The sequence below is a fragment of the Streptomyces sp. NPDC058295 genome (genome assembly GCF_042880655.1).
In the GTDB taxonomy this organism is placed as follows: Bacteria; Actinomycetota; Actinomycetes; order Streptomycetales; family Streptomycetaceae; genus Streptomyces; species Streptomyces coriariae.
The window spans coordinates 1-22,030 of sequence record NZ_JBHVYO010000085.1 but is presented as its reverse complement, the minus strand read 5'-3'; the positions used below and the strand labels follow the sequence as shown (position 1 = coordinate 22,030).

Below are 22,030 nucleotides of genomic sequence, written 5' to 3'. Positions count from 1 at the left end.
GTCCGGGAACGCCGTCGGCGTTCCCGGACCGACCAGGGCGACTCGTCAGCCACGTACGCGTTGTCTTCTGGCCGCGTAGATCTTCCAGGTCGCGAAGGCGAGGGGGAGTTCGAGGATCCAGATGCCGACCACCGCGTCCCACTCCGGGGCGGTGGCCGAGGACTCGTCGGCCGTGATGACGGCGCACAACAGGCCCCACACCACCGCGAGCAGGCCGACCAGCCAGAGCGCGATGGTCCAGCCCACCGTGGAGCGGCCGTTGCCGGCGGACCGCGGGCCGGAGGTCCGCTTGCGCGGCTGGGGAATGTGGTCGGGCTCGCGCGCCGGCATCCGTACCACCGCCCCGGCGGGCACGGCCGCGTCCAGCGCGGCTGTGCGTTCCGGCGTCACCCCTCGGTACAGGGTGGGCTCCACGGTGACCGAGAAGCCGTCGTGGCCGGTGAGGGTGCGGGCGCCGTCGGGGCGGGCGGTCATCGCCGCGCAGGCGTCGTAGCGGACGGTGACCGGGCCCCTCGGGGTCAGCAGGCTCACCCCCTCGGCGCCGATGACCAGGGTGACCTCCTCGTCCTCCAGGGACTGGTGGCGGGTGCCGGTCAGGGCGGCCTGCGAGTGCTGCGGGGCGAGGGTGAAACCCGCCCAGTCGACGCCCCGGCCCGGTACCTGGAGGAGCGCGTTGCCCCATGTCTCCCGGGCGACCTCGCGCAGGTCGTCCGTGGTCACCGCGTTGAGCTCGGCCTTGTGCTGCTCGGGGGTGAGGATCCGGTGCCCGAGCAGCAGGCTCAGCGCGTACGAGGGGAGGGTGGCGGCCCCGAGGTCGGGGGTGTCGTACATCTTGAGGAGCTTGGCGCGGACGGAGTCCAGTTCGGACTGCTCGATGCGGCCGGCGCGCAGCCGGGCGAGGGTGTCGACGAAGCCGCCGACGACCGCGTCCTGCTTCTGCGGGAGGGAGTCCGCGTACGCGGTGAGGGTGGCGAAGTCGGCGTCGCGCGGGGTGTAGTCGGCCTCCGCGGAGTAGGAGTAGCCGCCCTCCTGGCGCAGGTCCTGGAAGAGGGCCCGGCCGAGGACGTCCGCGAAGACGCTGGCCGCGGTGGAGCGGCGCAGCACCGAGGTGAGGACGACATGGCCGTCGTCGCCGCTGATGAACGCGGGGGTCCTGGGCAGTGCGCTGGTCGCGGCCGGAGCGGGGAAGCGGGCGCCCTGGGGGAGCGTGAGGTCCAGGCCGTCGGGGACCTGGTCGCTGGTGATCCACAGCACCGCGTTGTCCCTGGTGAAGCGGGTCTCGGCCCAGTGGCGCACCTGGTCCGGGGTCAGGCTCCAGGTACCGAGCTCGTTGTAGCTGGACAGGCCGTAGCTCTGGGCGCCGTACCGCCACAGCGGCATCTGGTGCTGGGGGCCGCTGCCCCGGCCGGCCGCCTCGGTGCGCAGGATCTCCTTCTCGGTCTCCAGCCGCTCCATCGGCAGGTCCCGCAGTCCCGCGCACACGCTGTTGAGGTAGGTGACGACCTCCTCCTCGCTGCCGGTGACGTGGAAGAGGGTGTACGCGTTCGCCGTCGCGCCGTTGTAGTGCAGATCGGACAGGCCGAGGCGGTGCAGGGCGAGGTGTTCGACGAGGTGGGTGAGGCCGGCGGTGGCCAGGGTCTCGTCGGCGCGGCCCACCCGGAAGAAGAGGCCGGCGGTGATCTCCTTGCCGGAGGCGGGGGCGTAGAGGGTGGGGATGTGCTGCGTGGTGGTGTGCGAGACGAGGCCGGCGAGGGCGGCGAGGTCGGCGCGGTCGTCGTGCTCGTGCAGGTCGGTGCTCATCGGTTGCCGCCTCCTCGGGATTCCAGCGCGGCCTTGCGGGACTTGAGGAACGAGGACTTCTTGTCGGGCACGTAGTGCCACGGGGACTCGGTCGCGCGGTCGCCGATGAAGGCGAAGTGCGGGGCCGCGTACTCCCAGTGGTTGCCGAGCGAGAAGGCGAACGCGAACGCGTTGTGCGCGCCGATCGAGTTCCAGTCGGGCCGGTGGGCCGGGTGCAGCACGGAGACCTGGGCGGCGTTGCGCAGGTCGTCGCGGACCGACAGGCCCCGCATGTAGGCCGCGTCCTCGCCGCTGTCCAGGTCGAGCCAGCGCTCGATGTGCGCGAGGGCGACCAGGGCGCCGGAGGTCGAGCCGTCGGGGGCCTCGGTCGCGCACGCGCGGGCGAAGCCGTGCGCCGCCTCCCAGGAGCCGCTCCACTTCGGACACAGCTGCTGGAGCAGCTGGACCTGTGCGTGGTAGTGGTGCGGATGGTGGGCGGACAGGCGGTCGTAGCGGCGGCGCGCCTCGGCCTGTCCCAGCTGGAGACCGCGCGCGGTCATCAGCCGGGCGGTCCAGGCGGGGGCGTACGAGGGGTGCTCGGCGCAGATCTCGATCAGCAGCTGCTCGGCCCTGCGCAGCCAGTCGTGGAACTGGGTGAACTGGTCCCGCGAGACATGGTTCGCGCGGGCACCGCTGCGGATGTCCCAGCCGATGTAGACGTACCGCTCGGCGAGCAGCGTGCGCGGCAGCGGGTCGCCGGGCGATTCCGCCGCCGCCCGCTCCAGGAAGTTCTCGACGCCGGGGATGTCGGCGAGCAGGCCGACGGCGGAGGAGAGCCTGTCGACCGAGTCGAGGCCCGCGAACCAGGCCCGCACCGTCGGCCAGTGTCCGGACTGCGCGGCGGTGCGCAGCGGGGTCAGCTCGGGTGTGTTGTCGTACGGGTCGAAGGTCGGTCCCCAGGTGTTCGTGGGTCCGCCGCCGGCCATGCCGTTGGTGGTGCTGGTCATTCCTCCGCCCCCTGGCGTCACTGTCCGCGGCACGCGGGCTGGCCCCCCAGGGCGTGCGGCGGTGAAATCCTGCATTTCGACTGACGTGATCAAGTCGCCGCAGGCTAGCAGCAGGCGGTGACAGTCCGGCCGTAGGGTGCTCGGCATGAGCATCATCGGGGTCGGTATCGATGTGGCCGAGATCGAGCGGTTCGCGGCGTCCATGGAACGGACGCCCGGACTGGCCCAGCGGCTCTTCCTGGAGAGCGAGCTGCTGCTGCCGAGCGGGGAGCGGCGGGGGCCCGCCTCGCTGGCGGCCCGGTTCGCCGCCAAGGAGGCTCTCGCCAAGGCGCTGGGGGCGCCGCCCGGGCTGCTGTGGACGGACGCGGAGGTGTACGTCGAGGACAGCGGGCGGCCCCGGCTGCGGGTGCAGGGGAGTGTCGCGGCGCGGGCGGCCGAACTGGGAGTACGGAGCTGGCATGTGTCGCTGAGTCACGACGCGGGCGTCGCCTCGGCGGTGGTGGTGGCCGAAGGCTGAGCCGGCGGGCGCACCGCCGGGGGGTTCCGCGCGGTGCAGCGAAGGGCGCACCGCGGGGTGGGCCGACGGCGTGCGGTGGCGGGGGAGTCCGGGGCAGACTCGACCGTATGCGTACTGCCTACCGCGTTGAGACCGTCCGTCGTGCCGAGCGGGAGCTGATGGCCCGGGTTCCGGAAGGGGCCCTCATGCAGCGGGCCGCCGCCGGGCTCGCCGCCGCCTGCGCCGACCTGCTGGGGCGGGTGTACGGACGGCGGGTCGTGCTGCTGGTCGGCAGCGGCGACAACGGGGGTGACGCCCTGTACGCCGGCGCCCGGCTCGCTCGGCGCGGGGCGGGCGTGACCGCGGTGCTGCTCGCGCCCGAGCGGACGCACGCCGGAGGGCTCGCGGCCCTGCGGCGGGCGGGCGGGCACACGGTCGCGCCGGCCGGCGCCGAAGCCGTCGTCCGGCGGGCCGACCTCGTGCTCGACGGCATCGTCGGCATCGGCGGGACGGGCGGGCTGCGGCCGGACGCGGCCGCGCTGGCCGAGATCGTCGCCGGGGGCCGGGCCGCCGTCGTCGCCGTCGACCTGCCCAGCGGCGTCGACGCCGACACCGGCGAGGTGCACGGGAGCGCGATCCGTGCCGACCTCACCGTCACCTTCGGCACGCACAAGCCGGGGCTGCTCGTCGATCCGGCGCGGGAGTACGCCGGGTCGGTGCGGCTCGTCGACATCGGGCTCGGGGGCGAGTTGCCCGCCGAGCCCGAGCTGGCGGCCCTTCAGCACGCGGACGTGGCCGCCCTGCTGCCCGTGCCCGGCGGGGAGAGCGACAAGTACCGGCGGGGCGTCGTCGGGATCGCCGCCGGCTCCGCCCGGTATCCGGGGGCCGCCGTGCTGGCCGTCGCGGGGGCGCTGCGGGGCGGGGCGGGGGCCGTGCGGTACGTGGGGCCGGCCGGGGACGCGGTCGTCGCGCGGTTCCCCGAGACGCTCGTGTCCGACCAGGGGCCCCGGCAGGCCGGGCGGGTGCAGGCCTGGGTCGTCGGGCCGGGCGCCGGGGACGACGCCAAGACGGTGGCGGAGGTGCTGTCCGCCGACGTGCCGGTGCTGATCGACGCCGACGGGCTGCGGCTCGCGGACGCCGACGCGGTGCGCGGGCGGACCGCGCCGACGCTGATGACACCGCACGCGGGGGAGGCGGCCGCGCTGCTGGGGGTGGCGCGGGAGGAGGTGGAGGGGGCCCGGCTGCGTTCCGCGCGGGAGCTGGCGGCCCGCTACCGGGCGACCGTGCTGCTCAAGGGGTCGACGACGCTGGTGGCGGACGCGGGTGGTGCGGGCGTGGTGCGGGTGAACGCGACGGGGACGGCGTGGCTGGCCACGGCCGGGAGCGGGGATGTGCTGTCCGGGCTCGCGGGGTCGTTGCTGGCGGCGGGGCTGAGTGCGTTGGACGCGGGGAGTGTCGGGGCCTATCTGCATGGGCTGGCGGGGCGGTTCGCCGCGGACGGGGCGCCGGTGGGGGCGCACGATGTGGCCGCGGCGGTCGCGGGGGCCTGGCGGGATGTGCGGCGGTAGGGACCGGGTCTATCGCCGGACGGGCTGGAAGTCCCCCCGCTGAAAGGGTGAAGCCGCCGCGCGGCAGCCAGGGGCGCCGGAGGTGGCGCGCTTGTCTGATCGGATGTTCAGCACACGAGCCGTGGCCCTGCTTCTTTCCGCCGTCGCGCTTCTTCCCCTCGGTACGCCTGCTCGTGCCGCTCCTCCTCCGTCACCACCGTCCTGGGAGATCGACACGCCGGACCAGGTGCTCGCTCCGAGGGTGTACACGCCCACCGCCGCCGAGGACGCCGTCGAGCCGCGGGAGGCGGTGGAGGGGACGTACGCGCTCGTCGAGTACGTGCCGCTGGACGAGGTGATGACCCGGGTGGCGTGCAGCAAGCGGGCCGGGCCGTACCAGCGGGCGGTCGAGCGGTGGCTGAAGCGGACCGTGGACGGGAAGCAGTCCGCCGCCGACTGCAAGGCGATCCGGGCGTTCCAGCGGCAGCAGGGGATCGAGCCCGCGATCGGGTTCGCCGGACCCGTCACCTGGGCCCGGATGCAGCTCGTCGCCGCGAGGAAGAACCCCAACGCCGGGAAGAAGTGTCCGGTGCGCACCCACCGGGTCGCCTGCGTCGATCTCGACCGGCAACTGACCTGGGTGCAGAAGGGGACGAAGGTCGTCTTCGGGCCCGTGTCGATGCGCAGCGGGCGGGTCGTGCACCCGACCCGCAAGGGGTGGCACACCGTCTACTGGCGGCACAAGAACCATGTCTCCACGCTCTACAACGCCCCCATGCCGTATGCGCAGTTCTTCGACGGCGGCCAGGCCTTCCACGCCGTCTACGACAGCATCCACACCACCATCGGCTCCATGGGCTGCGTCAATCTCACGGTCGGTGACGCGCGCAGGCTGTGGAGCGTGCTGAAGAAGGGCGACCGGGTCTACGTGTGGGGGCACCGGCCCGGTACCTAGGGGGCGGTCCGGGCCCTCTGAGACACTGGGCCCGATGAGTGAGACTGCCGAGACGCCCGCCGCCCCGTCGCGTGCCCGTGCCGAGATCGACCTGGCCGCGCTGCGGGCCAACGTGCGTACGTTGCGCGCCAAGGCGCCGGGCGCGGAGTTCATGGCCGTGGTGAAGGCCGACGGGTACGGGCACGGGGCCGCCCCCTGTGCCCGCGCCGCGGTCGCGGCCGGCGCCGGCTGGGTGGGTACCGCCACGCCCGAGGAGGCGCTGGCGCTGCGCGCGGACGGCGGGCTGCCGGCGGACGTCAGGATCATGTGCTGGCTGTGGACGCCGGGCGGGCCCTGGCGGGAGGCGGTCGAGGCCGGCATCGACGTGTCGGTGAGCGGGCTCTGGGCCCTGCGGGAGGTCGTCGAGGGGGCACGGGCCGCCGGGCGGGCCGCCCGCGTGCAGCTCAAGGCCGACACCGGGCTCGGGCGCAACGGCTGCCAGCCCGCCGACTGGCCCGAGCTGGTGGGCGAGGCGCTGCGGGCCGAGGGCGAGGGGCTGCTCCGGGTCACCGGGCTGTGGTCGCACTTCGCCTGCGCCGACGAGCCCGGCCATCCCTCCATCGCGCCCCAGCTCGACCGTTTCCACGAGATGGTGGCGTACGCCGAAGGGCAAGGCGTGCGGCCCGAGGTGCGGCACATCGCCAACTCCCCGGCCACGCTCACGCTCCCGGAGACCCACTTCGACCTGGTCCGCCCGGGCATCGCGATGTACGGCCTGTCGCCCAGCCCCGAGCTGGGCTCCGCCGCCGACTTCGGGCTGCGTCCGGTGATGACCCTCGCGGCCTCGCTGGCCCTGGTGAAGCACGTCCCGGGCGGCCACGGCGTGAGCTACGGCCACCACTACGTCACCCCGGGCGAGACCACCCTGGGCCTGGTTCCCCTCGGCTATGCGGACGGTGTTCCCCGGCACGCCTCCGGGAGCGGTCCGGTGCTGGTCGCCGGCAAGTGGCGGACGGCGGCCGGCCGGATCGCCATGGATCAGTTCGTCGTCGACCTCGGCGGCGACGAGCCCGCCCCCGGCGCGGAGGCGGTCCTCTTCGGACCGGGCGACCGCGGTGAACCCACGGCGCAGGACTGGGCCCAGGCGGCCGGCACCATCGGGTACGAGATCGTCACGCGCATCGGTGCGCGCGTTCCTCGCGTCTATGTGAATGAGTGACCAACGCGGGTAACCCGCAGTCAGTACACGAGCATCGGCCAAAGAGGAGCGGTACGTGAGCGAGAGCAGCGCGGAGGCGGTGGCGGGCGCCGCCTCGGCGGTCGTCGCCGCCTCCGCCACGGGGGCGGGCGGGGGGTGGCGCCGGGCGACCGGCGTCGCCGGCGCCGCGATAGGCGTGATCGCCGCGGGCGCCGCGGCGGGTGTCGCCCTGGAGCGGATGACCGTCGGCCGCGGCATACGGGCGAAGGCCCGGCTCGCCCTCGACTCGACGGGGCCGTACGGCGGCCTGCGCGGCACGCCCGGCAAGGCCTACGCCGAGGACGGCACCGAGCTGTACTACGAGGTGGACGACGTCGAGCCGCAGGGCGGACCGGCGAACCGGCGGCGCAGGCTCTTCGGGCGCAAGGCCCCACTCCCCGTCACGGTGGTCTTCAGCCACGGCTACTGCCTCAACCAGGACTCCTGGCACTTCCAGCGGGCGGCCCTGCGGGGCGTCGTACGGACCGTGCACTGGGACCAGCGCAGTCACGGCCGGTCCGGGCGCGGCAACGCCCAGATACGGGACGGCGAGCCGGTCACCATCGATCAGCTGGGGCGCGACCTGAGGACCGTGATCGACGCGGCCGTGCCGGAGGGGCCGATCGTGCTCGTCGGGCACTCCATGGGCGGGATGACGGTGATGGCCCTGGCCGCGCTGTACCCCGAGCTGATCCGTGAGCGGGTCGTCGCCACCGCCTTCGTCGGTACGTCGTCGGGACGGCTCGGCGAGGTCAACTTCGGGCTGCCGGTCGCGGGCGTGAACGCGGTGCGGCGGGTGCTGCCGGGGGTGCTGAAGGCGCTGGGGCAGCAGGCGGCCCTGGTGGAGAAGGGGCGGCGGGCCACCGCCGATCTCTTCGCCGGGATCATCAAGCGCTACTCGTTCGCGTCGCGGGACGTCGATCCGGCGGTCGCGCGGTTCGCCGAGCGGATGATCGAGGGCACGCCGATCGACGTGGTCGCCGAGTTCTACCCGGCGTTCACGGATCACGACAAGACCGAGGCGCTGGCCTGTTTCACCGACATACCGGTGCTGGTGCTCGCCGGGATCGGCGACCTGGTCACGCCGAGCGAGCACAGCGAGGCGATCGCCGACGCCTTGCCGGGCGCGGAACTGGTCCTGGTACCGGACGCCGGGCACCTCGTCATGCTGGAGCACCCGGAAGTGGTCACCGACCGCCTCGCTGATCTGCTCGCCCGCACGGGGGCGATACCGATCACGGCTACCGTGAACGGCTGTGACTCCGCCTCCTCCTGACGGAGGTGGCTTCCAGCCTTCGGCTGCGGTCCAGCCCGAACCGACCCCTTGCGGGGTGTGATCAGTGTACTACTGCGAGTGAGTAATGATGGAAGAGAAAGCGGCATCGCCCCGGGTCCAGCTGCGCGTCACCTCCCCCGAGCAGATGGGTGAGCTGGGCCGTCGTCTCGCCAAGCTGTTGCGCGCGGGTGACCTCGTGATGCTCAACGGGGAACTCGGCGCGGGCAAGACGACGCTCACCCGCGGGCTCGGTGCGGGGCTCGGTGTCCGGGGTGCGGTCACCTCCCCGACGTTCGTGATCGCCCGTGTGCACCCCTCCCTCGGGGACGGTCCGCCGCTCGTCCACGTCGACGCGTACCGCCTGGGCGGCGGGCTCGACGAGATGGAGGACCTCGACCTCGACGTGTCGCTGCCCGCGTCGGTGATCGTCGTGGAGTGGGGCGAGGGCAAGGTCGAGGAGCTGACCGACGACCGGCTCCAGGTCCTCATCCACCGTGCCGTCGGCGACACCACGGACGAGGTGCGGCACGTGACGGTGACGGGGCTCGGGGAGCGCTGGGCCTCGGCGGACCTCGGCGTGCTGTCGGCCTGACCGGCGGACGGTCGCCGTGTTCGGCGGGCGGTCGGCCGGACGGGTGGCCGCGCAGGTCGCCGGTGGGGCTCACGCCGCCTTGGGACGCTCCACCGGCTGCTTCGTGAGCGCCGGGTCGGGCAGTCGCGGCGGCGTCGAGACGGCTTCCGCGGCCGCGCACGAGGCCAGCAGATCACGCATGGACACACCGGCGAGCGTGAACGGCCGCGACGGCCGGCCCTTGGGCTCGGTGACCGACATGGACGCCTCCTGAGGTTCGGGGGCGGGCGTAGTTAGGTAGACCTAACTACGAAGTTGGTACCATGTGACCACGCACCGGACACCCGACGCAACATTTTGCCGACGTCTCGTCGGAACGTTCACGGGATACTCAGGCGCCACGCCCCGGGCCCGGGTCACCCCTACGGGATCACGACGACGGCCTGTCCGATCGTCGCGAAGTCCCACATCGCGTCGCCGTCCGCGACGGTCTGCCGGATGCCGCCCGTCTTCACGGTCGGGTCGGGCCCGGGCAGCGAGCCGTCCAGGGCCGCGCTGAAGCCGATCGTCACGTCGTGCACGGTGGTGAAGCGCACGACGTGCTCGATGGGGGTGCCGTCGGTGCCGGTGACGGCACCCGCGCGGGAGGTGACGGTGTACTTGCCCGGGGGCGGGTCCACACTGCCGGGGGCGACCCTGAACGTGCGCTTGACCCCGCCGTCCGACCCGACCAGCCACACCCGGTCGTCGTCCAGCGAGTACACGACCCGCGTGCCGAGGCCGGAGTCGGCCGGCAGCGCGGCGGGGTGGTCCTTGTCCCGGGGTGCCTTCGCCGCCTTCGCGGGGGCGCCGCTGCGCTGCGGCCGGGCCAGGTCGGCGGGTGCGTTCGCTGACGCCTGGAAGGTGAGGAACGCGACCGTCGCCAGGGCCGCCGAGGTGAGCCCGGCCACGAAAGTCGAGCTGTTGCTTGGCATCGACGACCACCCAGTCTGTCCCGTACGTCACGTTTCGCGGTGACGTTAGCAGTCCTCACGCCTCCGACCGGCGCGGCCATGTACGGGGCACGGGAGCCGTAGGCTGTTTGCGTGCTCTTGCTCGCTCTGGATACCGCCACCCCCGCCGTCACCGTCGCGCTGCACGACGGCACGGACGTCATCGCCTCCTCGAGTCAGGTGGACGCGCGCCGGCACGGCGAGCTGCTGCTGCCGGCCGTCGACCGGCTGCTCGCCGGGGCCGGGCGCAGCCTCGACGTCGTCACCGGGATCGTCGTCGGCGTCGGCCCCGGCCCGTACACGGGGCTGAGAGTCGGCCTGATGACCGCCGACACCTTCGGGCTCGCGCTCGGCGTCCCGGTGCACGGTCTGTGCACGCTCGACGGCCTCGCCTACGCGTCCGACCTCGAAGGCCCCTTCGTCGTGGCGACCGACGCCCGCCGCAAGGAGGTCTACTGGGCGCGTTACGACAACTCCCGGACCCGTGTCTCGGGCCCCGCGGTGGACCGGCCCGCCGACATCGCCGCCGAGGTGGCCGGGCTGCCGTCCGTCGGCGCGGGCGCGCTGCTGTACCCGGACACCTTCCCCGAAGCGCACGAGCCCGAGCACGTCTCCGCCGCCGCCCTCGCCTCGCTCGCCGCCGAGCGGCTCGTCCGGGGCGAGGAGCTGCCGGCCCCGCGCCCGCTGTACCTGCGTCGGCCGGACGCCCAGGTGCCGAAGAACTACAAGGTGGTCACCCCCAAGTGACCGAAGCCAACCCGACCGGCCGGCCCGTGCTGCGTGAGATGCGCTGGTGGGACATCGAGCCCGTGCTGGAGCTGGAGAAGGATCTCTTCCCCGAGGACGCCTGGTCACGGGGCATGTTCTGGTCCGACCTGGCCCATGCCCGGGGCCCCGAGGCGACCCGGCGCTATCTCGTCGCGGTCGACACCACGGCCGAAGGCGAGCGGATCGTCGGATACGCGGGCCTGGCCGCGGCCGGCACGGGGTCCGACAGCGGCTTCGCCGCGGTCGCCGACGTCCAGACCATCGCCGTCGCCCGCGGATATTGGGGCACCGGGCTCGGCGGCCGCCTGCTGACGGAGCTGCTGCGCGCGGCGACCGCCTTCGAGTGCGCCGAGGTCATGCTGGAGTGCCGGATCGACAACGTGCGCGCCCAGAAGCTCTACGAACGCTTCGGCTTCGAGGCCATCGGCTTCCGGCGCGGCTACTACCAGCCGGGGAACGTGGACGCCCTGGTGATGCGGCTGACCGATCCATCGACATCCGTACCGACCCCGGTACAAGGGACACAGGAAACCGAGAACAATGGCTGACGAACCCCTGGTTCTGGGGATCGAGACCTCCTGCGACGAGACCGGCGTGGGCGTCGTGCGCGGCACGACCCTGCTGGCGGACGCGATCGCCTCCAGCGTCGACGAGCACGCCCGTTTCGGTGGGGTCGTGCCGGAGGTGGCGTCCCGGGCCCACCTCGAGGCGATGGTCCCGACCATCGAACGGGCCCTGAAGGAAGCGGGGGTGAGCCCGAAGGACCTCGACGGCATCGCGGTCACGGCCGGTCCCGGTCTCGCCGGCGCCCTGCTGGTCGGCGTCTCGGCGGCGAAGGCGTACGCCTACGCCCTCGGCAAGCCCCTCTACGGGGTGAACCACCTCGCCTCCCACATCTGCGTGGACCAGCTGGAGCACGGCGCGCTTCCCGAGCCGACGATGGCGCTGCTGGTGTCCGGCGGACACTCGTCCCTGCTGCTGTCCAGCGACATCACCTCCGACGTCCGCCCGATGGGCGCGACCATCGACGACGCGGCGGGCGAGGCCTTCGACAAGATCGCCCGGGTGCTGAACCTGGGCTTCCCGGGCGGCCCGGTCATCGACCGCTACGCGCGCGAGGGCGACCCGAAGGCGATCGCGTTCCCGCGCGGCCTGACCGGCCCGCGCGACCCGGCGTACGACTTCTCCTTCTCCGGGCTGAAGACGTCGGTCGCCCGCTGGATCGAGGCGAAGCGGGCGGCGGGCGAGGAGGTCCCGGTCCGTGACGTGGCGGCCTCCTTCCAGGAGGCGGTCGTGGACGTCCTGACCCGCAAGGCCGTACGGGCCTGCAAGGACGAGGGCGTCGACCACCTGATGATCGGCGGCGGTGTGGCCGCGAACACCCGGCTGCGGGCCCTGGCCAAGGAGCGCTGCGAGGCCGCCGGCATCCGGCTGCGCGTCCCGCGCCCCAAGCTGTGCACGGACAACGGCGCGATGGTGGCGGCCCTGGGCGCGGAGATGGTGGCCAGGGGGCGCGCCGCGTCCGACTGGGACCTGTCGGCGGACTCCTCGCTGCCGGTGACCGACCCCCATGTGCCGGGCCGCCCGCACGACCACGTCCACGCCCACGAGACCGGCAAGGACAACCTCTACTCATGACGGTCGCGCTGATGTGGGAGGCCCGGGCGGTCACCGGCCGGGGCGAGGACCTGCTGGCCTGGGCGCGGGCGCAGGAGCTCGCGCCCGCGCCCGGGCGCCGGGAGACCTTCCGCGCCCCGCAGGACCGGGTGCTGGTGATCACCTGGTGGGACGCCGACTACGACGCCGTCCTCCCCGAACTTCCCGAGCCCGACGCGGCGTTGGTGAGCCGGGCCGTGCACCGGTGGCGGTTCGAGCCGGTGCCGGACCCGATGTGAGCGACGGGGTCCCGTCCGCGCGGCGCGGCTGCACAGGCCCCACCCCGGACGAACCGAGGGACGAACCGACCGGCGAACCGTCCTGGTACGGCGTCCGGTGCGTCTTCCGGCACGGCCCGCTGGGCGTCTACGAGGAGCGCATCACCCTGTGGACGGCCCGGTCGGCGGACGAGGCGATCGAGCGGGCGGAGGCCGAGGCCGCCGAGTACTGCGAGGACCTCGACGGCGTCGAGTACGCGCGGCTCGCCCAGGCCTTCACCCTGTTCGGGACGCCCGGCGACGGCGCCGAGGTGTTCTCCCTCATGCGCGGGAGCACGCTGCCGCCGGGGGAGTACGTGGACCGGTACTTCGCGACGGGGGACGAACGAACGGCGTGAGGCGAACCGCCTGAGGCGCAACGGGGTGGGGCGAACGGGGTGGGCGAGGCACCGTGCGGTGTGCTCGCCCTGTTTGTCGCCCGCCACGGCTACGGCTGCGGCGCCGACAGTGCCCAGGCCGATGTCGCCAGGGTTCCCGCGCAGAGGGCGAAGGTCACCGTCCGGACCAGGCTCCCGTCGGTCAGGACCAAGCCCGCGACGGCACCGAGGACGGCGCTCGACGCGGCCGTCACGGCAGCGCGCCGCCAGAGTCCGGTCGGTGCCCCGAGTGCGCCCCTCGTGACGATGGCGGTGAAGAGGATCAGCAGCGTCAGGGCGGGCGAATCGCGCCAGAGCACGAAGAGGACGAGCAGCCCCGCCCCGAAGGCGACCGGCGGCAGCCGGGCGAGGGCCAGCAGCAGCCCGCCGAGCAGCCACTGACGGGCCTTGTGCGCCGCGAGCTCCGCGTGTGCCGCGGGGGCCGCGTCCTCCGCGTCCTCGGGGGAGTTGACCGCGTCGGTGTCACAGACGGGCACCGCCGGTGAACACGTCAATGGCGCAGGACGTCCGCCTCGCACCGCAGCCGTCGCTCCGCCCCGACCTCGCGCACCGGTCCGGCCAGCCGCACTCGCGCCACCTCCCGCACCTGCCCGCTGGACGTCCCCAGCCGCAGCTCCAGATCCCCGGGTTCGACCACCCGGCGTCCCGCGCGGTCGGTGAACGCCGACAGGTCGGCGTGGAAGCGGAAGGTCACCCGTGCCGACCCGCCCGCCGCCAGCTCCAGCCGCTGATAGCCGATCAGCCGTACGTCGGGACGGGTGACGCTCGCCACCGGGTCGTGCAGATAGAGCTGCACGACCTCCGTGCCCGCCCGCTCGCCGGTGTTGCGGACCGTGACGGACAGGTCGTATGCGCCGTCCGTGCCGATCTCCGCGGCCGGGCCGGAGAAGTCCTCCCACGCGAACTCGGTGTACGAGCGCCCGTGTCCGAACGGGTACAGCGGGGTCGGGTCCAGGTTGCTGACCTCGCCCGCCAGACCCAGCGGCGGCTGGAGGTAGGTCCAGGGCTGGCCGCCCGGCACCTGCGGCACGCTCACCGGGAGGCGGCCCGAGGGGTTCACCCGGCCCGAGAGCACCCCCGCCACCGCGGGACCGCCCTCCTCGCCGGGGAAGAACGCCTGGACGACCGCCCCGAGCCGTCCGTGCCAGCGGCCGAGCGCGTACGGGCGGCCGGTGAGCAGGACCAGGACGACCGGGACGCCCGTCGCGACCAGCGCGTCCAGCAGCGCGCCCTGGACGCCGGGCAGGCTCAGGTCGGCCACGTCGCAGCCCTCGCCCGAGGTGCCCCGGCCGAACAGGCCCGCCCGGTCGCCCAGGACGGCCACGCAGACGTCCGCCTCGGCGACGCGGGCGATGGCCTCGGTGAAGCCCGACGGGTCCGGGTCCGAGACCGCGCACCCTTCGGTGAACGTGACCTTCGCGTCGGGGAGTTCGCCCCGCAGGGACTCCAGCACGGTGGGGATGTCGATGCCCAGGTCCACCTCTGGGTGGTGGGTGAGGACATGGGACGGGAAGGAGTAGCAGCCCAGCATCGCCAGCGCGTCGGCGGCCCGCGGGCCGACCACGGCGACGCGGGTGTCGGGGGCGAGCGGGAGCAGCCCGTCGGGGTTGTCCAGCAGGACCACCGACTCCTCCGCCAGCCGGCGGGCCAGGGCGCGGTTCGTCGCCGGGTCGAGGTCGACCGACTCGGGGCTCGGCGGCTGCCAGTCCTCGTCCAGCAGGCCCAGTTCGCACTTCTGGAGCAGGACGCGGTGGGCGGCCCGGTCGACCAGCTCCTCGGGGAGCTCGCCGGCGCGCACGGCCGCGACCAGTGTCTCGCCGTAGTACTTCACGGTGGGCAGTTCGACATCGATGCCGGCCGCCAGGGCGAGGTGGGCCGCCTCCGCGGGGGTGCCGGCCACCCGGTGCAGGGTCTGCAGGAAGCCGATGCCGAAGTAGTCGGCGACGACCGTGCCGGTGAAGCCCCACTCCTCCCGCAGGAGGCGGGTCAGCAGTTCGGGGTCGGCGGAGGCCGGGACGCCGTCGCGTTCCGTGTAGGCCGCCATCACCGAGCGGGCGCCGCCCTCGCGCAGGGCCATCTCGAAGGGCGGCAGGGTCACATCGGCGAACTCCCGGGTGCCCGCCCGCACCGGGGCCAGGTTCCGGGCGCCCGCCGAGGAGGCGTATCCCGCGAAGTGCTTGAGCGTGGCGACGATCCCCGCGGACTCGAGCCCGCGGACGTAGGCCGTGCCGACCGTGCCGACCAGGTACGGATCCTCGCCCATCGTCTCCTCGACCCGTCCCCAGCGCGGGTCGCGGACGACGTCCAGGACGGGGGCGAGGCCCTGGTGTACCCCGACCGCGCGCAGGTCGCGGCCGATCGCCCGGCCCATCTCCTCCACCAGCGGCGGATCGAAGGCGGCGCCCCAGGCCAGCGGGACCGGGTAGGCGGTTGCCCGCCAGGCGGTGAAGCCGGCCAGGCACTCCTCGTGGGCGACGGCCGGGATGCCGAAGCGGCCGGCCGCGGCGATCCGCCGTTGGGCGAGGGCCAGCGCGCGGGCGCCGAGCGCGGGGTCCACGGGCGCGGTGCCGAAGGACCGGGTCAGCTGGCCGAGCCCCCGGGTGATCAGCTCGTCCCAGTCGTGGTCGGCGGTCATGTCGTGCTGATGCGGGGCGACTCCGTCGCCGTCCGTCGCGGCGCCGACCCACACGCCGTACAGCTGGGCGGTCTTCTCCTCCAGGGTCATCCGGGAGAGGAGGTCGTCGACACGGGCGGCGGCGGGCAGGGCGGGGTCACGCCAGGGGGCGGTGGTCATGAAACTCCTGTCAGAGGTCGGTGAGCCACCAGGTGGACAGTCGGTGCGGAGAGCAAGGGTACGAATGTTTCGAGCTGTACTTCGAATGTTCCGGGAACCTATGGCGTCGCAATAGGTTCGTCAAGAGGTCGCGTGGCGATACGATCGCCGCCATGACACCCTCGGAGCCCGCGGAAACGCGGACAGAAGCGCGGCCGACGCAGACCGCGACGCTCGCGGAGATCGCCCGTGAGGCCGGCGTATCGGCACCGACTGTTTCGAAGGTCCTCAACGGCCGTGCCGATGTCGCCCCGACGACCCGCACCCGCGTCGAGGAACTGCTGCGCGCCCACGGCTACCGCCGCCGCCGCGCCGAGGCGACCCGCTCCCCGCTGATCGACCTGGTCTTCCACGAACTGGAGAGCGCCTGGGCGATGGAGGTCATCCGGGGCGTGGAGAACGTGGCGCGGGACGCGGGGCTGAGTGTCGTGCTGAGCGAGAGCGCCGGACGGCTCACGCCCGGCCGGACCTGGGCCGACCAGGTGGCGGCCCGCCGCCCGCACGGGGTCGTGCTGGTCCTGTCCGGGCTCGACGAGTCCCAGCGGGCGCTGCTGACCAGCCGGTCCATCCCGTTCGTGGTGATGGACCCGGCCGGCGACCCGGGCGCCGACGTGCCGTCCATCGGGGCCACCAACTGGCAGGGCGGCCTCGCCGCGACCCGGCACCTGGTCGAGCTGGGACACCGGCGGATCGGGGCGATCAGCGGGCCGCCGCAGATGATGTGCAGCCGCGCCCGGATCGACGGCTACCGGGCCGCGCTGGAGACGGCCGGGCTGCCGGTCGACCAGCAGCTGATCAAGACCGGCGACTTCCACCACGAGACCGGCTACCGGCTCGGCCGCGAGCTCCTCGACCGCCCCGACCGGCCCACCGCCGTCTTCGCGGGCAACGACCTGCAGGCGCTCGGCTGCTACGAGGCCGCCCGTGAGCTGGGGCTGCGCATCCCGGAGGACGTGAGCGTGGTCGGCTTCGACGACCTGCCGGTGGCCCGCTGGGTGGGCCCGCCGCTGACGACCGTACGGCAGCCGCTCACGGAGATGGCCGAGGCGGCGGCCCGGCTGGTGCTGGAGCTGGGGCGCTCGGCGTCCCAGGAGACGCCGACGGCGACGCGGGTGGAGCTCGCGACGAGCCTGGTGGTGCGGACGAGCACGGGGGCACCGCCCACCCGGTAGGGCGCGGGGACGCGGGTGGCCGGAAGTTGACGTATTGACGGGTAGTACGGACGCCCCCACACTCCTCCGAAGTCAATCGGTTGCACGACCGAAACTTTCGGAGGCACCCGCAATGAGATCCTCCAGTTCGTCGATCCGTGCACGTCTCGCCGCCCTGCTCGCCGGGGCGGCCACCGTCGGCGCCCTCCTGAGCGGAGTGGCGCACGCCGCCGACACCCCGCTGCGCGAGCTCGGGGCGGCCAAGGGCAAGGTCGTCGGTACGGCGGTCACCGGCTCCAAGCTCACCGGGACCTACGGCGACATCGCCGGGGCGCAGTTCGGCTCGCTGACCCCCGGCAACGCCATGAAGTGGGGCTCCGTGGAGCCGACCCAGGGCTCCTTCAACTGGGCGGAGGCCGACCAGATCGTGGCCTTCGCGCAGGCCCACGCTCAGCAGGTGCGCGGCCACACCTTGGTCTGGCACAGCCAGAACCCCAACTGGCTCACCAACGGCACCTGGACGTCCGCCCAGTTGAGCACCCTGCTGCAGAACCACATCAACACCGAGGTCGGCCGCTACCAGGGGAAGATCGCCGCCTGGGACGTCGTCAACGAGCCCTTCAACGAGGACGGCACCTACCGCTCGACCCTCTGGTACAACGGCCTCGGCGTGGACTACATCGCCAACGCGCTGACCTGGGCGCGGGCCGCCGACCCCGCCGCCGAGCTGTACATCAACGACTACAACGTCGAGGGCGTCAACGCGAAGAGCACCGCGCTCTACAACCTGGTCAAGTCGCTGAAGGAGCGAGGAGCCCCGATCGACGGGGTCGGCCTCCAGGCCCACCTCATCCTCGGTCAGGTCCCGTCCACGTTCCAGCAGAACATCCAGCGCTTCGCCGACCTCGGCGTCGACGTGGCCATCACCGAGCTGGACATCCGGATGACGCTCCCGTCCGACAGCGCCAAGCTGGCCCAGCAGAAGGCCGACTACAAGGCGGTCACGGCGGCCTGTGTGGCGGTGGCGCGCTGTGTGAACCTCACCGTGTGGGGCTTCACCGACTCCGACTCCTGGGTGGAGAGCACCTTCCCGGGGCAGGGGGCGGCGACGCCGTACGACGCGAACTACGCGCCGAAACCGGCGTACTACGGCATCGCGGAGGCGCTGGGCGGCACGACGACGCCTCCGCCGACCGGCGCGTGCACGGCGGCGTACAGCGTGGGCAGCCAGTGGAACACCGGGTTCACCGGGAACGTGACGATCTCCTGCTCGGGCGCCACGCTGTCCTCCTGGAAGGTGACCTGGTCGTACGGCGCGGGCCAGCAGATCACCCAGGCCTGGAACGCCGGCTGCACCCAGTCGGGGGCGGCCGTGACCTGTGCGAACGCCTCGTACAACGGGTCGGTTCCGGACGGGGGTTCGGTGAGCTTCGGGTTCAACGCGAGCTGGAGCGGCAGCAATCCGGTACCGGCGGTGACGCTGGGCTGACGGTGTCGGTGACGGCGGGCTGAGGATCGTGAGATTTTCACAAGAAGTTCGCCGGGGGGCGGCCGTCCTAACGGTTCGCTCATAATTCGGACTTACGTTCCTGTGTGTGACGCGACACGAGCAGCAGGACGACGCCGGCAGACAGCCTGGCCGGCGGTCGAGAGTGCTGAAGGCCGCCGGTCTCACCCTGGCCGCCGCCCTGGTGATGGGCATCGGGACGGCGGGCTGGGCCTACTGGCACCTCAACGACAACATCAAGAGCGTCGACATCGACAACGCGCTCGGCGACAACCGCCCCGCGAAGGCGGTCACGGCCCCGTCCCCGTCCGGCTCGGCGACCGCCTCCCCGCTGGCCACCGAGGCCGTGAACATCCTGGTGCTGGGCTCGGACTCGCGCAGCGGCGAGGAGAACCAGGCGCTCGGCGGCGGCGACAGCTCGGGCGCCCGCTCCGACACCGCGATGGTCGTGCACATCGACGCGGGCCGGACGACGGCCACCGTCGTCAGCATCCCGCGCGACACCCTCGTCACCCGCCCCTCCTGCCCGCTGTCCGACGGTGGCTCGACGGCGGTGGCGTACGGCGCGATGTTCAACACCGCCTACTCGCTCGGCGGTCCCGTCTGCGCCGTCAAGACGGTCGAGTCGATCACCTACGTCCGTATGGACCACTACATCGAGGTCGACTTCTCGGGCTTCGCGAAGCTCGTGGACGCGCTCGGCGGGGTCACCGTCACCACCGACGAGGACATCGACGACGACGACAGCCATCTGCACCTCGCGGCCGGCACCCACCATCTGGACGGCACCCGGGCGCTCGCCCTGGCCCGCACCCGGCACGGCATAGGCGACGGCAGCGACCTCGGCCGCATCGGCCTCCAGCAGACGCTGGTGAAGGCCCTGCTGGAGCAGATCGCCTCGACCGACCTGCTGACCAGCCCCACCGAGCTGTACACGGTCGCCGACGCGGTCACCGGCAGCCTCACGACGGACACCGGCCTCGACTCCCTCACCGCGCTGATGGAGCTCGGCCAGAGCCTGAAGGGCCTCACGGCCGCCCACCTCGAGACCGTGACCATGCCCGTGGTGGCGGCCCCCTCCGACCCCAACCGGGTGGTGGCACAGGAACCGGCGGCGAGCGAGCTGTGGGCGTCGCTGAGGTGAACCGGCCCGGCCGGTCGCGGCGGCGGCCGGGCCGACGTACGGGAAAGGGGCACGGAAGGGGGCAGGGGAGGAGGCGCGGAAAGGCCGCATGAGCTGCGGAAACGTCGGCCGGAAAAGTTTTCCGGAAAAAGTCCGGCGAGGGTGTCGATCCGGTCGTCCCCCGTTCGACGAAGGGGTGAGAGGCCGGGAAGGACCCGGCTCACCGCATCCGAGGAGTCACCATGCCCCGCTACCTGTCGCTCGTGAAGATCGACGAGGCCACCGCCCCCGCCGAGGGCCCCAGCCCCGAGCTGATGCAGCGGATGGGCGAACTGATCGAGGAGGTCACCAAGGCCGGCGTCATGCTCGACACCGCCGGGCTCACGCCGTCCGCGCAGGGCGTCCGCGCGCACTGGGAGGGCGGGAAGATCTCCCTCACCGACGGGCCCTTCACCGAGTCCAAGGAGGTCGTCGGCGGCTACGCGCTCATGCAGTGCAAGGACATGGCCGAGGCGATCGAGTGGACGAAGCGGTTCCTGAAGGTGCACGAGGAGCACTGGACGGTGACCTGTGAGGTGCGGGAGATCGCGGAAGGCTGAGCCCTCCTTGGCCTGAACGACCGCCGGGGTGTTCGATGGTGGGCTGTGGAACAACAGCCCGCCTCGGACCCCCGCACCGCCCCGGATCCGCGTGCCGCCTCGGACCCCCGCACGGCCTCGGACTCCGGCAGCGCCTCGGCCCCCCGTGCCGCCTCGGATCCGCGTGTCACGCGACCGCCGGACCCCCGTGCCGCCATCGAGACCGTCTTCCGCCTCGAGTCCCCTCGCGTCATCGCCGCCGTCGCCCGTGTCGTGCGGGACGTCGGCATCGCGGAGGAGCTGGCGCAGGACGCCCTGGTCGCCGCCCTGGAGCAGTGGCCCCGCGACGGGGTGCCGGACAACCCCGGCGCCTGGCTCACGGCCACCGCCCGGTACCGCGCCGTCGACCTGGTCCGCCGCCGGGAGAACTACGCCCGCAAGCTCCAGGAGATCGGCCGCAGCCTGGACCCGGCGCCCCCGCCGGAGGAGCCCGCCGACCCGGACGCCATCGACGACGACCTGCTCCGGCTCGTCTTCACCGCCTGTCACCCGGTGCTCTCCGCCGAGGCCCGCATCGCCCTCACGCTGCGCCTGCTCGGCGGCCTGAGCACACCCGAGATCGCCCGCGCCTTCCTGGTCCCCGAACCGACCGTCGCCCAGCGCATCGTCCGCGCCAAGAAGACCCTGGCCACCAGGAACATCGCCTTCGAGGTGCCGTACGGACCAGACCGCGAGGCCCGGCTCGGTTCGGTCCTCGACGTCATCTACCTCATCTTCAACGAGGGGTACGCGGCCACCGCGGGCGACGACTGGCTGCGCCCGGCCCTGTGCGAGGACGCGCTGCGGCTGGCCCGGCAGCTCGCGGCCCTGATGCCGAAGGAGCCCGAGGTCCACGGACTGGTCTCGCTGCTGGAGTTCCAGGCGTCCCGCACGGCCGCACGCACCGCCCCCGACGGCAGGCCCGTCCTCCTCAAGGACCAGGACAGGCGCCGCTGGAACCGCATGCTCGTCGCCCGTGGCATCGCCGCCCTGGACCGGGCCGGCGCCGCCGCCACCGGCGCCCCCGGCCCGTACGCCCTCCAGGCCGCCGTGGCCGCCTGTCACGCGCACGCCCACACCTACGAGGACACCGACTGGACGGCCATCGCCACCCTGTACGGACTGCTGGCGGCCCGGGCGCCCTCCCCGGTCGTCGAACTCAACCGCGCGGTCGCCGTGTCGATGGCGGACGGCCCGGGGCCCGCGCTGGAGATCGTCGATCGTCTCGTCGCCGAACCGACCCTGCGCGACTACCACCTCCTCCCCAGCGTCCGGGGGGACCTGCTGCTGCGGCTGGGCCGGACGGCGGAGGCCGAGGCCGAGTTCGAACGGGCCGCGGAGCTGACGGGCAACGAGCGGGAACGGGAGCTGCTGCGGGCGCGGGCCGCCGAGTGCCGACCGCACTGAGGCCACCTCGCAGCCCGCACACCTAAAGCCCCGGCCCCGTCCCCGATCTCCGGCGCCTGGCGCGACGGTGTGTCGGGTGCCGCGGCGATGAACGTCTTCGGGCCCTCCTGCGGAGCAGCAGCGCCACCACCCTGTCGCCCGAGGTGAACAACTACCTCGTGCGCGAGACCGCCGGCGTCAACCCGATGGTGGGCTTCGGCGGCACCGGCTCGCTCGCCCAGGCCGACCTGAACACCGCGGGCACCTCGATGAGCGCGGGCAGCGCCTACTTCACGTACCGCCCGTACTGCGACGCCTTCGTCCCGGCGAGCACGTGGGCGCGAACTCTCGCCGCGGGCACCGACGGTGACGCCTCGGACGCCGCGCGGCAGCGCCCCGCCCAGGTCGGCGCCCGGCCGAACCCGGCACCGCTCAAGACGCTCCACCGGCAGTAGCGGCCGGCCCGGCGGGGGCCCCGACGAGCCACCTCGGGGC

Annotated in this window: 23 protein-coding genes; 17 read left to right on the top strand and 6 right to left on the bottom strand. The window is 73.3% G+C overall.

Translation table 11 applies throughout. The annotated features are described in order from the left end of the window. Positions 1-45: 45 nt before the first annotated feature. Together ACFVYS_RS42390 and ACFVYS_RS42385 are read right to left on the bottom strand one after the other, a co-directional pair. On the bottom strand, positions 46-1,800 hold the full coding sequence (locus tag ACFVYS_RS42390; RefSeq protein WP_389511056.1) for a M16 family metallopeptidase: 1,755 nt from the start codon (positions 1,798-1,800) through the stop codon (positions 46-48). Then, positions 1,797-2,786 carry a hypothetical protein gene (locus ACFVYS_RS42385; protein WP_389511054.1) on the bottom strand — a complete coding sequence of 330 codons (990 nt, stop codon included), beginning with the start codon at positions 2,784-2,786 and terminating at the stop codon, positions 1,797-1,799. The genes ACFVYS_RS42390 and ACFVYS_RS42385 overlap by 4 nt, the downstream gene beginning before the upstream one ends. A 145-nt stretch (positions 2,787-2,931) precedes the next feature. Between ACFVYS_RS42385 and ACFVYS_RS42380 the strand changes: the two genes are divergently transcribed. The 6 genes from ACFVYS_RS42380 (at position 2,932) to tsaE (ending at position 8,868) form a co-directional block, all read left to right on the top strand. Continuing rightward, positions 2,932-3,303 carry a holo-ACP synthase gene (locus ACFVYS_RS42380; RefSeq protein ID WP_389511052.1) on the top strand — a complete coding sequence of 124 codons (372 nt, stop codon included), beginning with the start codon at positions 2,932-2,934 and terminating at the stop codon, positions 3,301-3,303. Between the two features lie 107 nt (positions 3,304-3,410). Beyond that, positions 3,411-4,850 (top strand): NAD(P)H-hydrate dehydratase, encoded by a 1,440-nt coding sequence (locus tag ACFVYS_RS42375; protein ID WP_389511050.1) that lies wholly within the window; start codon positions 3,411-3,413, stop codon positions 4,848-4,850. A gap of 241 nt (positions 4,851-5,091) precedes the next feature. Continuing rightward, on the top strand, positions 5,092-5,784 hold the full coding sequence (locus tag ACFVYS_RS42370; RefSeq protein ID WP_389511048.1) for a L,D-transpeptidase family protein: 693 nt from the start codon (positions 5,092-5,094) through the stop codon (positions 5,782-5,784). A gap of 34 nt (positions 5,785-5,818) precedes the next feature. Further along, positions 5,819-6,982 (top strand): alanine racemase, encoded by a 1,164-nt coding sequence (gene alr / locus ACFVYS_RS42365; protein ID WP_389511046.1) that lies wholly within the window; start codon positions 5,819-5,821, stop codon positions 6,980-6,982. Between the two features lie 55 nt (positions 6,983-7,037). Then, entirely contained in the window at positions 7,038-8,276 is a 1,239-nt protein-coding gene (locus ACFVYS_RS42360) for an alpha/beta fold hydrolase (protein WP_389511045.1), read from the top strand. A gap of 85 nt (positions 8,277-8,361) precedes the next feature. Further along, on the top strand, positions 8,362-8,868 hold the full coding sequence (tsaE, locus tag ACFVYS_RS42355) for a tRNA (adenosine(37)-N6)-threonylcarbamoyltransferase complex ATPase subunit type 1 TsaE (RefSeq protein ID WP_389511043.1): 507 nt from the start codon (positions 8,362-8,364) through the stop codon (positions 8,866-8,868). Positions 8,869-8,937: 69 nt separating this feature from the next. Here the strand turns inward: tsaE and ACFVYS_RS42350 are convergent, their stop codons facing one another. Together ACFVYS_RS42350 and ACFVYS_RS42345 are read right to left on the bottom strand one after the other, a co-directional pair. Then, complete coding sequence (locus ACFVYS_RS42350; protein ID WP_389511041.1) at positions 8,938-9,108, bottom strand: hypothetical protein; 171 nt, start codon at positions 9,106-9,108, stop codon at positions 8,938-8,940. Between the two features lie 161 nt (positions 9,109-9,269). After that, positions 9,270-9,821, bottom strand: coding sequence for a hypothetical protein (locus tag ACFVYS_RS42345; protein ID WP_389511039.1), 552 nt, complete (start codon positions 9,819-9,821; stop codon positions 9,270-9,272). A gap of 111 nt (positions 9,822-9,932) precedes the next feature. Here ACFVYS_RS42345 and tsaB point away from each other — a divergent pair, with 111 nt between their 5' ends. Genes tsaB through ACFVYS_RS42320 form a run of 5 tightly spaced genes read left to right on the top strand, consistent with a single transcriptional unit; the run spans position 9,933 to position 12,879 of the window. Beyond that, on the top strand, positions 9,933-10,586 hold the full coding sequence (gene tsaB, locus ACFVYS_RS42340) for a tRNA (adenosine(37)-N6)-threonylcarbamoyltransferase complex dimerization subunit type 1 TsaB (RefSeq protein WP_389511037.1): 654 nt from the start codon (positions 9,933-9,935) through the stop codon (positions 10,584-10,586). A gap of 38 nt (positions 10,587-10,624) precedes the next feature. Continuing rightward, on the top strand, positions 10,625-11,155 hold the full coding sequence (rimI, locus tag ACFVYS_RS42335) for a ribosomal protein S18-alanine N-acetyltransferase (protein WP_389511061.1): 531 nt from the start codon (positions 10,625-10,627) through the stop codon (positions 11,153-11,155). Next, positions 11,148-12,245: a tRNA (adenosine(37)-N6)-threonylcarbamoyltransferase complex transferase subunit TsaD gene (tsaD, locus tag ACFVYS_RS42330; RefSeq protein WP_389511035.1), complete on the top strand. Its 1,098-nt coding sequence runs from the start codon at positions 11,148-11,150 to the stop codon at positions 12,243-12,245. Before rimI ends, tsaD begins: the two co-directional genes overlap by 8 nt. Beyond that, positions 12,242-12,502, top strand: a complete 261-nt coding sequence (locus ACFVYS_RS42325) for a hypothetical protein (protein WP_389511034.1) — start codon at positions 12,242-12,244, stop codon at positions 12,500-12,502. Before tsaD ends, ACFVYS_RS42325 begins: the two co-directional genes overlap by 4 nt. After that, the gene (locus tag ACFVYS_RS42320; RefSeq protein ID WP_389511032.1) at positions 12,499-12,879 is read left to right on the top strand and encodes a hypothetical protein; all 381 of its coding nucleotides are present in this window, start codon (positions 12,499-12,501) and stop codon (positions 12,877-12,879) included. Before ACFVYS_RS42325 ends, ACFVYS_RS42320 begins: the two co-directional genes overlap by 4 nt. Before the next feature lie 89 nt (positions 12,880-12,968). On the opposite strand, the gene ACFVYS_RS42315 is transcribed toward ACFVYS_RS42320, so the two are convergent. Together ACFVYS_RS42315 and ACFVYS_RS42310 are read right to left on the bottom strand one after the other, a co-directional pair. Further along, on the bottom strand, positions 12,969-13,394 hold the full coding sequence (locus ACFVYS_RS42315) for a hypothetical protein (RefSeq protein WP_389511030.1): 426 nt from the start codon (positions 13,392-13,394) through the stop codon (positions 12,969-12,971). A 14-nt stretch (positions 13,395-13,408) separates the two neighbouring features. Then, positions 13,409-15,712 (bottom strand): glycoside hydrolase family 3 N-terminal domain-containing protein, encoded by a 2,304-nt coding sequence (locus ACFVYS_RS42310; protein ID WP_389511028.1) that lies wholly within the window; start codon positions 15,710-15,712, stop codon positions 13,409-13,411. A 152-nt stretch (positions 15,713-15,864) separates the two neighbouring features. Between ACFVYS_RS42310 and ACFVYS_RS42305 the strand changes: the two genes are divergently transcribed. The 6 genes from ACFVYS_RS42305 (at position 15,865) to ACFVYS_RS42280 (ending at position 21,990) form a co-directional block, all read left to right on the top strand. Beyond that, positions 15,865-16,923 (top strand): LacI family DNA-binding transcriptional regulator, encoded by a 1,059-nt coding sequence (locus tag ACFVYS_RS42305; protein WP_389511026.1) that lies wholly within the window; start codon positions 15,865-15,867, stop codon positions 16,921-16,923. Positions 16,924-17,035: 112 nt separating this feature from the next. Next, positions 17,036-18,391, top strand: a complete 1,356-nt coding sequence (locus ACFVYS_RS42300; protein WP_389511024.1) for an endo-1,4-beta-xylanase — start codon at positions 17,036-17,038, stop codon at positions 18,389-18,391. Between the two features lie 163 nt (positions 18,392-18,554). Next, complete coding sequence (locus ACFVYS_RS42295) at positions 18,555-19,553, top strand: LCP family protein (RefSeq protein ID WP_389511060.1); 999 nt, start codon at positions 18,555-18,557, stop codon at positions 19,551-19,553. A 221-nt stretch (positions 19,554-19,774) separates the two neighbouring features. After that, positions 19,775-20,131: a YciI family protein gene (locus ACFVYS_RS42290; RefSeq protein ID WP_020132164.1), complete on the top strand. Its 357-nt coding sequence runs from the start codon at positions 19,775-19,777 to the stop codon at positions 20,129-20,131. Positions 20,132-20,326: 195 nt separating this feature from the next. Beyond that, positions 20,327-21,556 carry an RNA polymerase sigma factor gene (locus ACFVYS_RS42285; protein WP_389511058.1) on the top strand — a complete coding sequence of 410 codons (1,230 nt, stop codon included), beginning with the start codon at positions 20,327-20,329 and terminating at the stop codon, positions 21,554-21,556. 143 nt (positions 21,557-21,699) lie between these two features. Then, positions 21,700-21,990, top strand: a complete 291-nt coding sequence (locus ACFVYS_RS42280; protein ID WP_389511022.1) for a hypothetical protein — start codon at positions 21,700-21,702, stop codon at positions 21,988-21,990. Positions 21,991-22,030 lie beyond the last annotated feature (40 nt).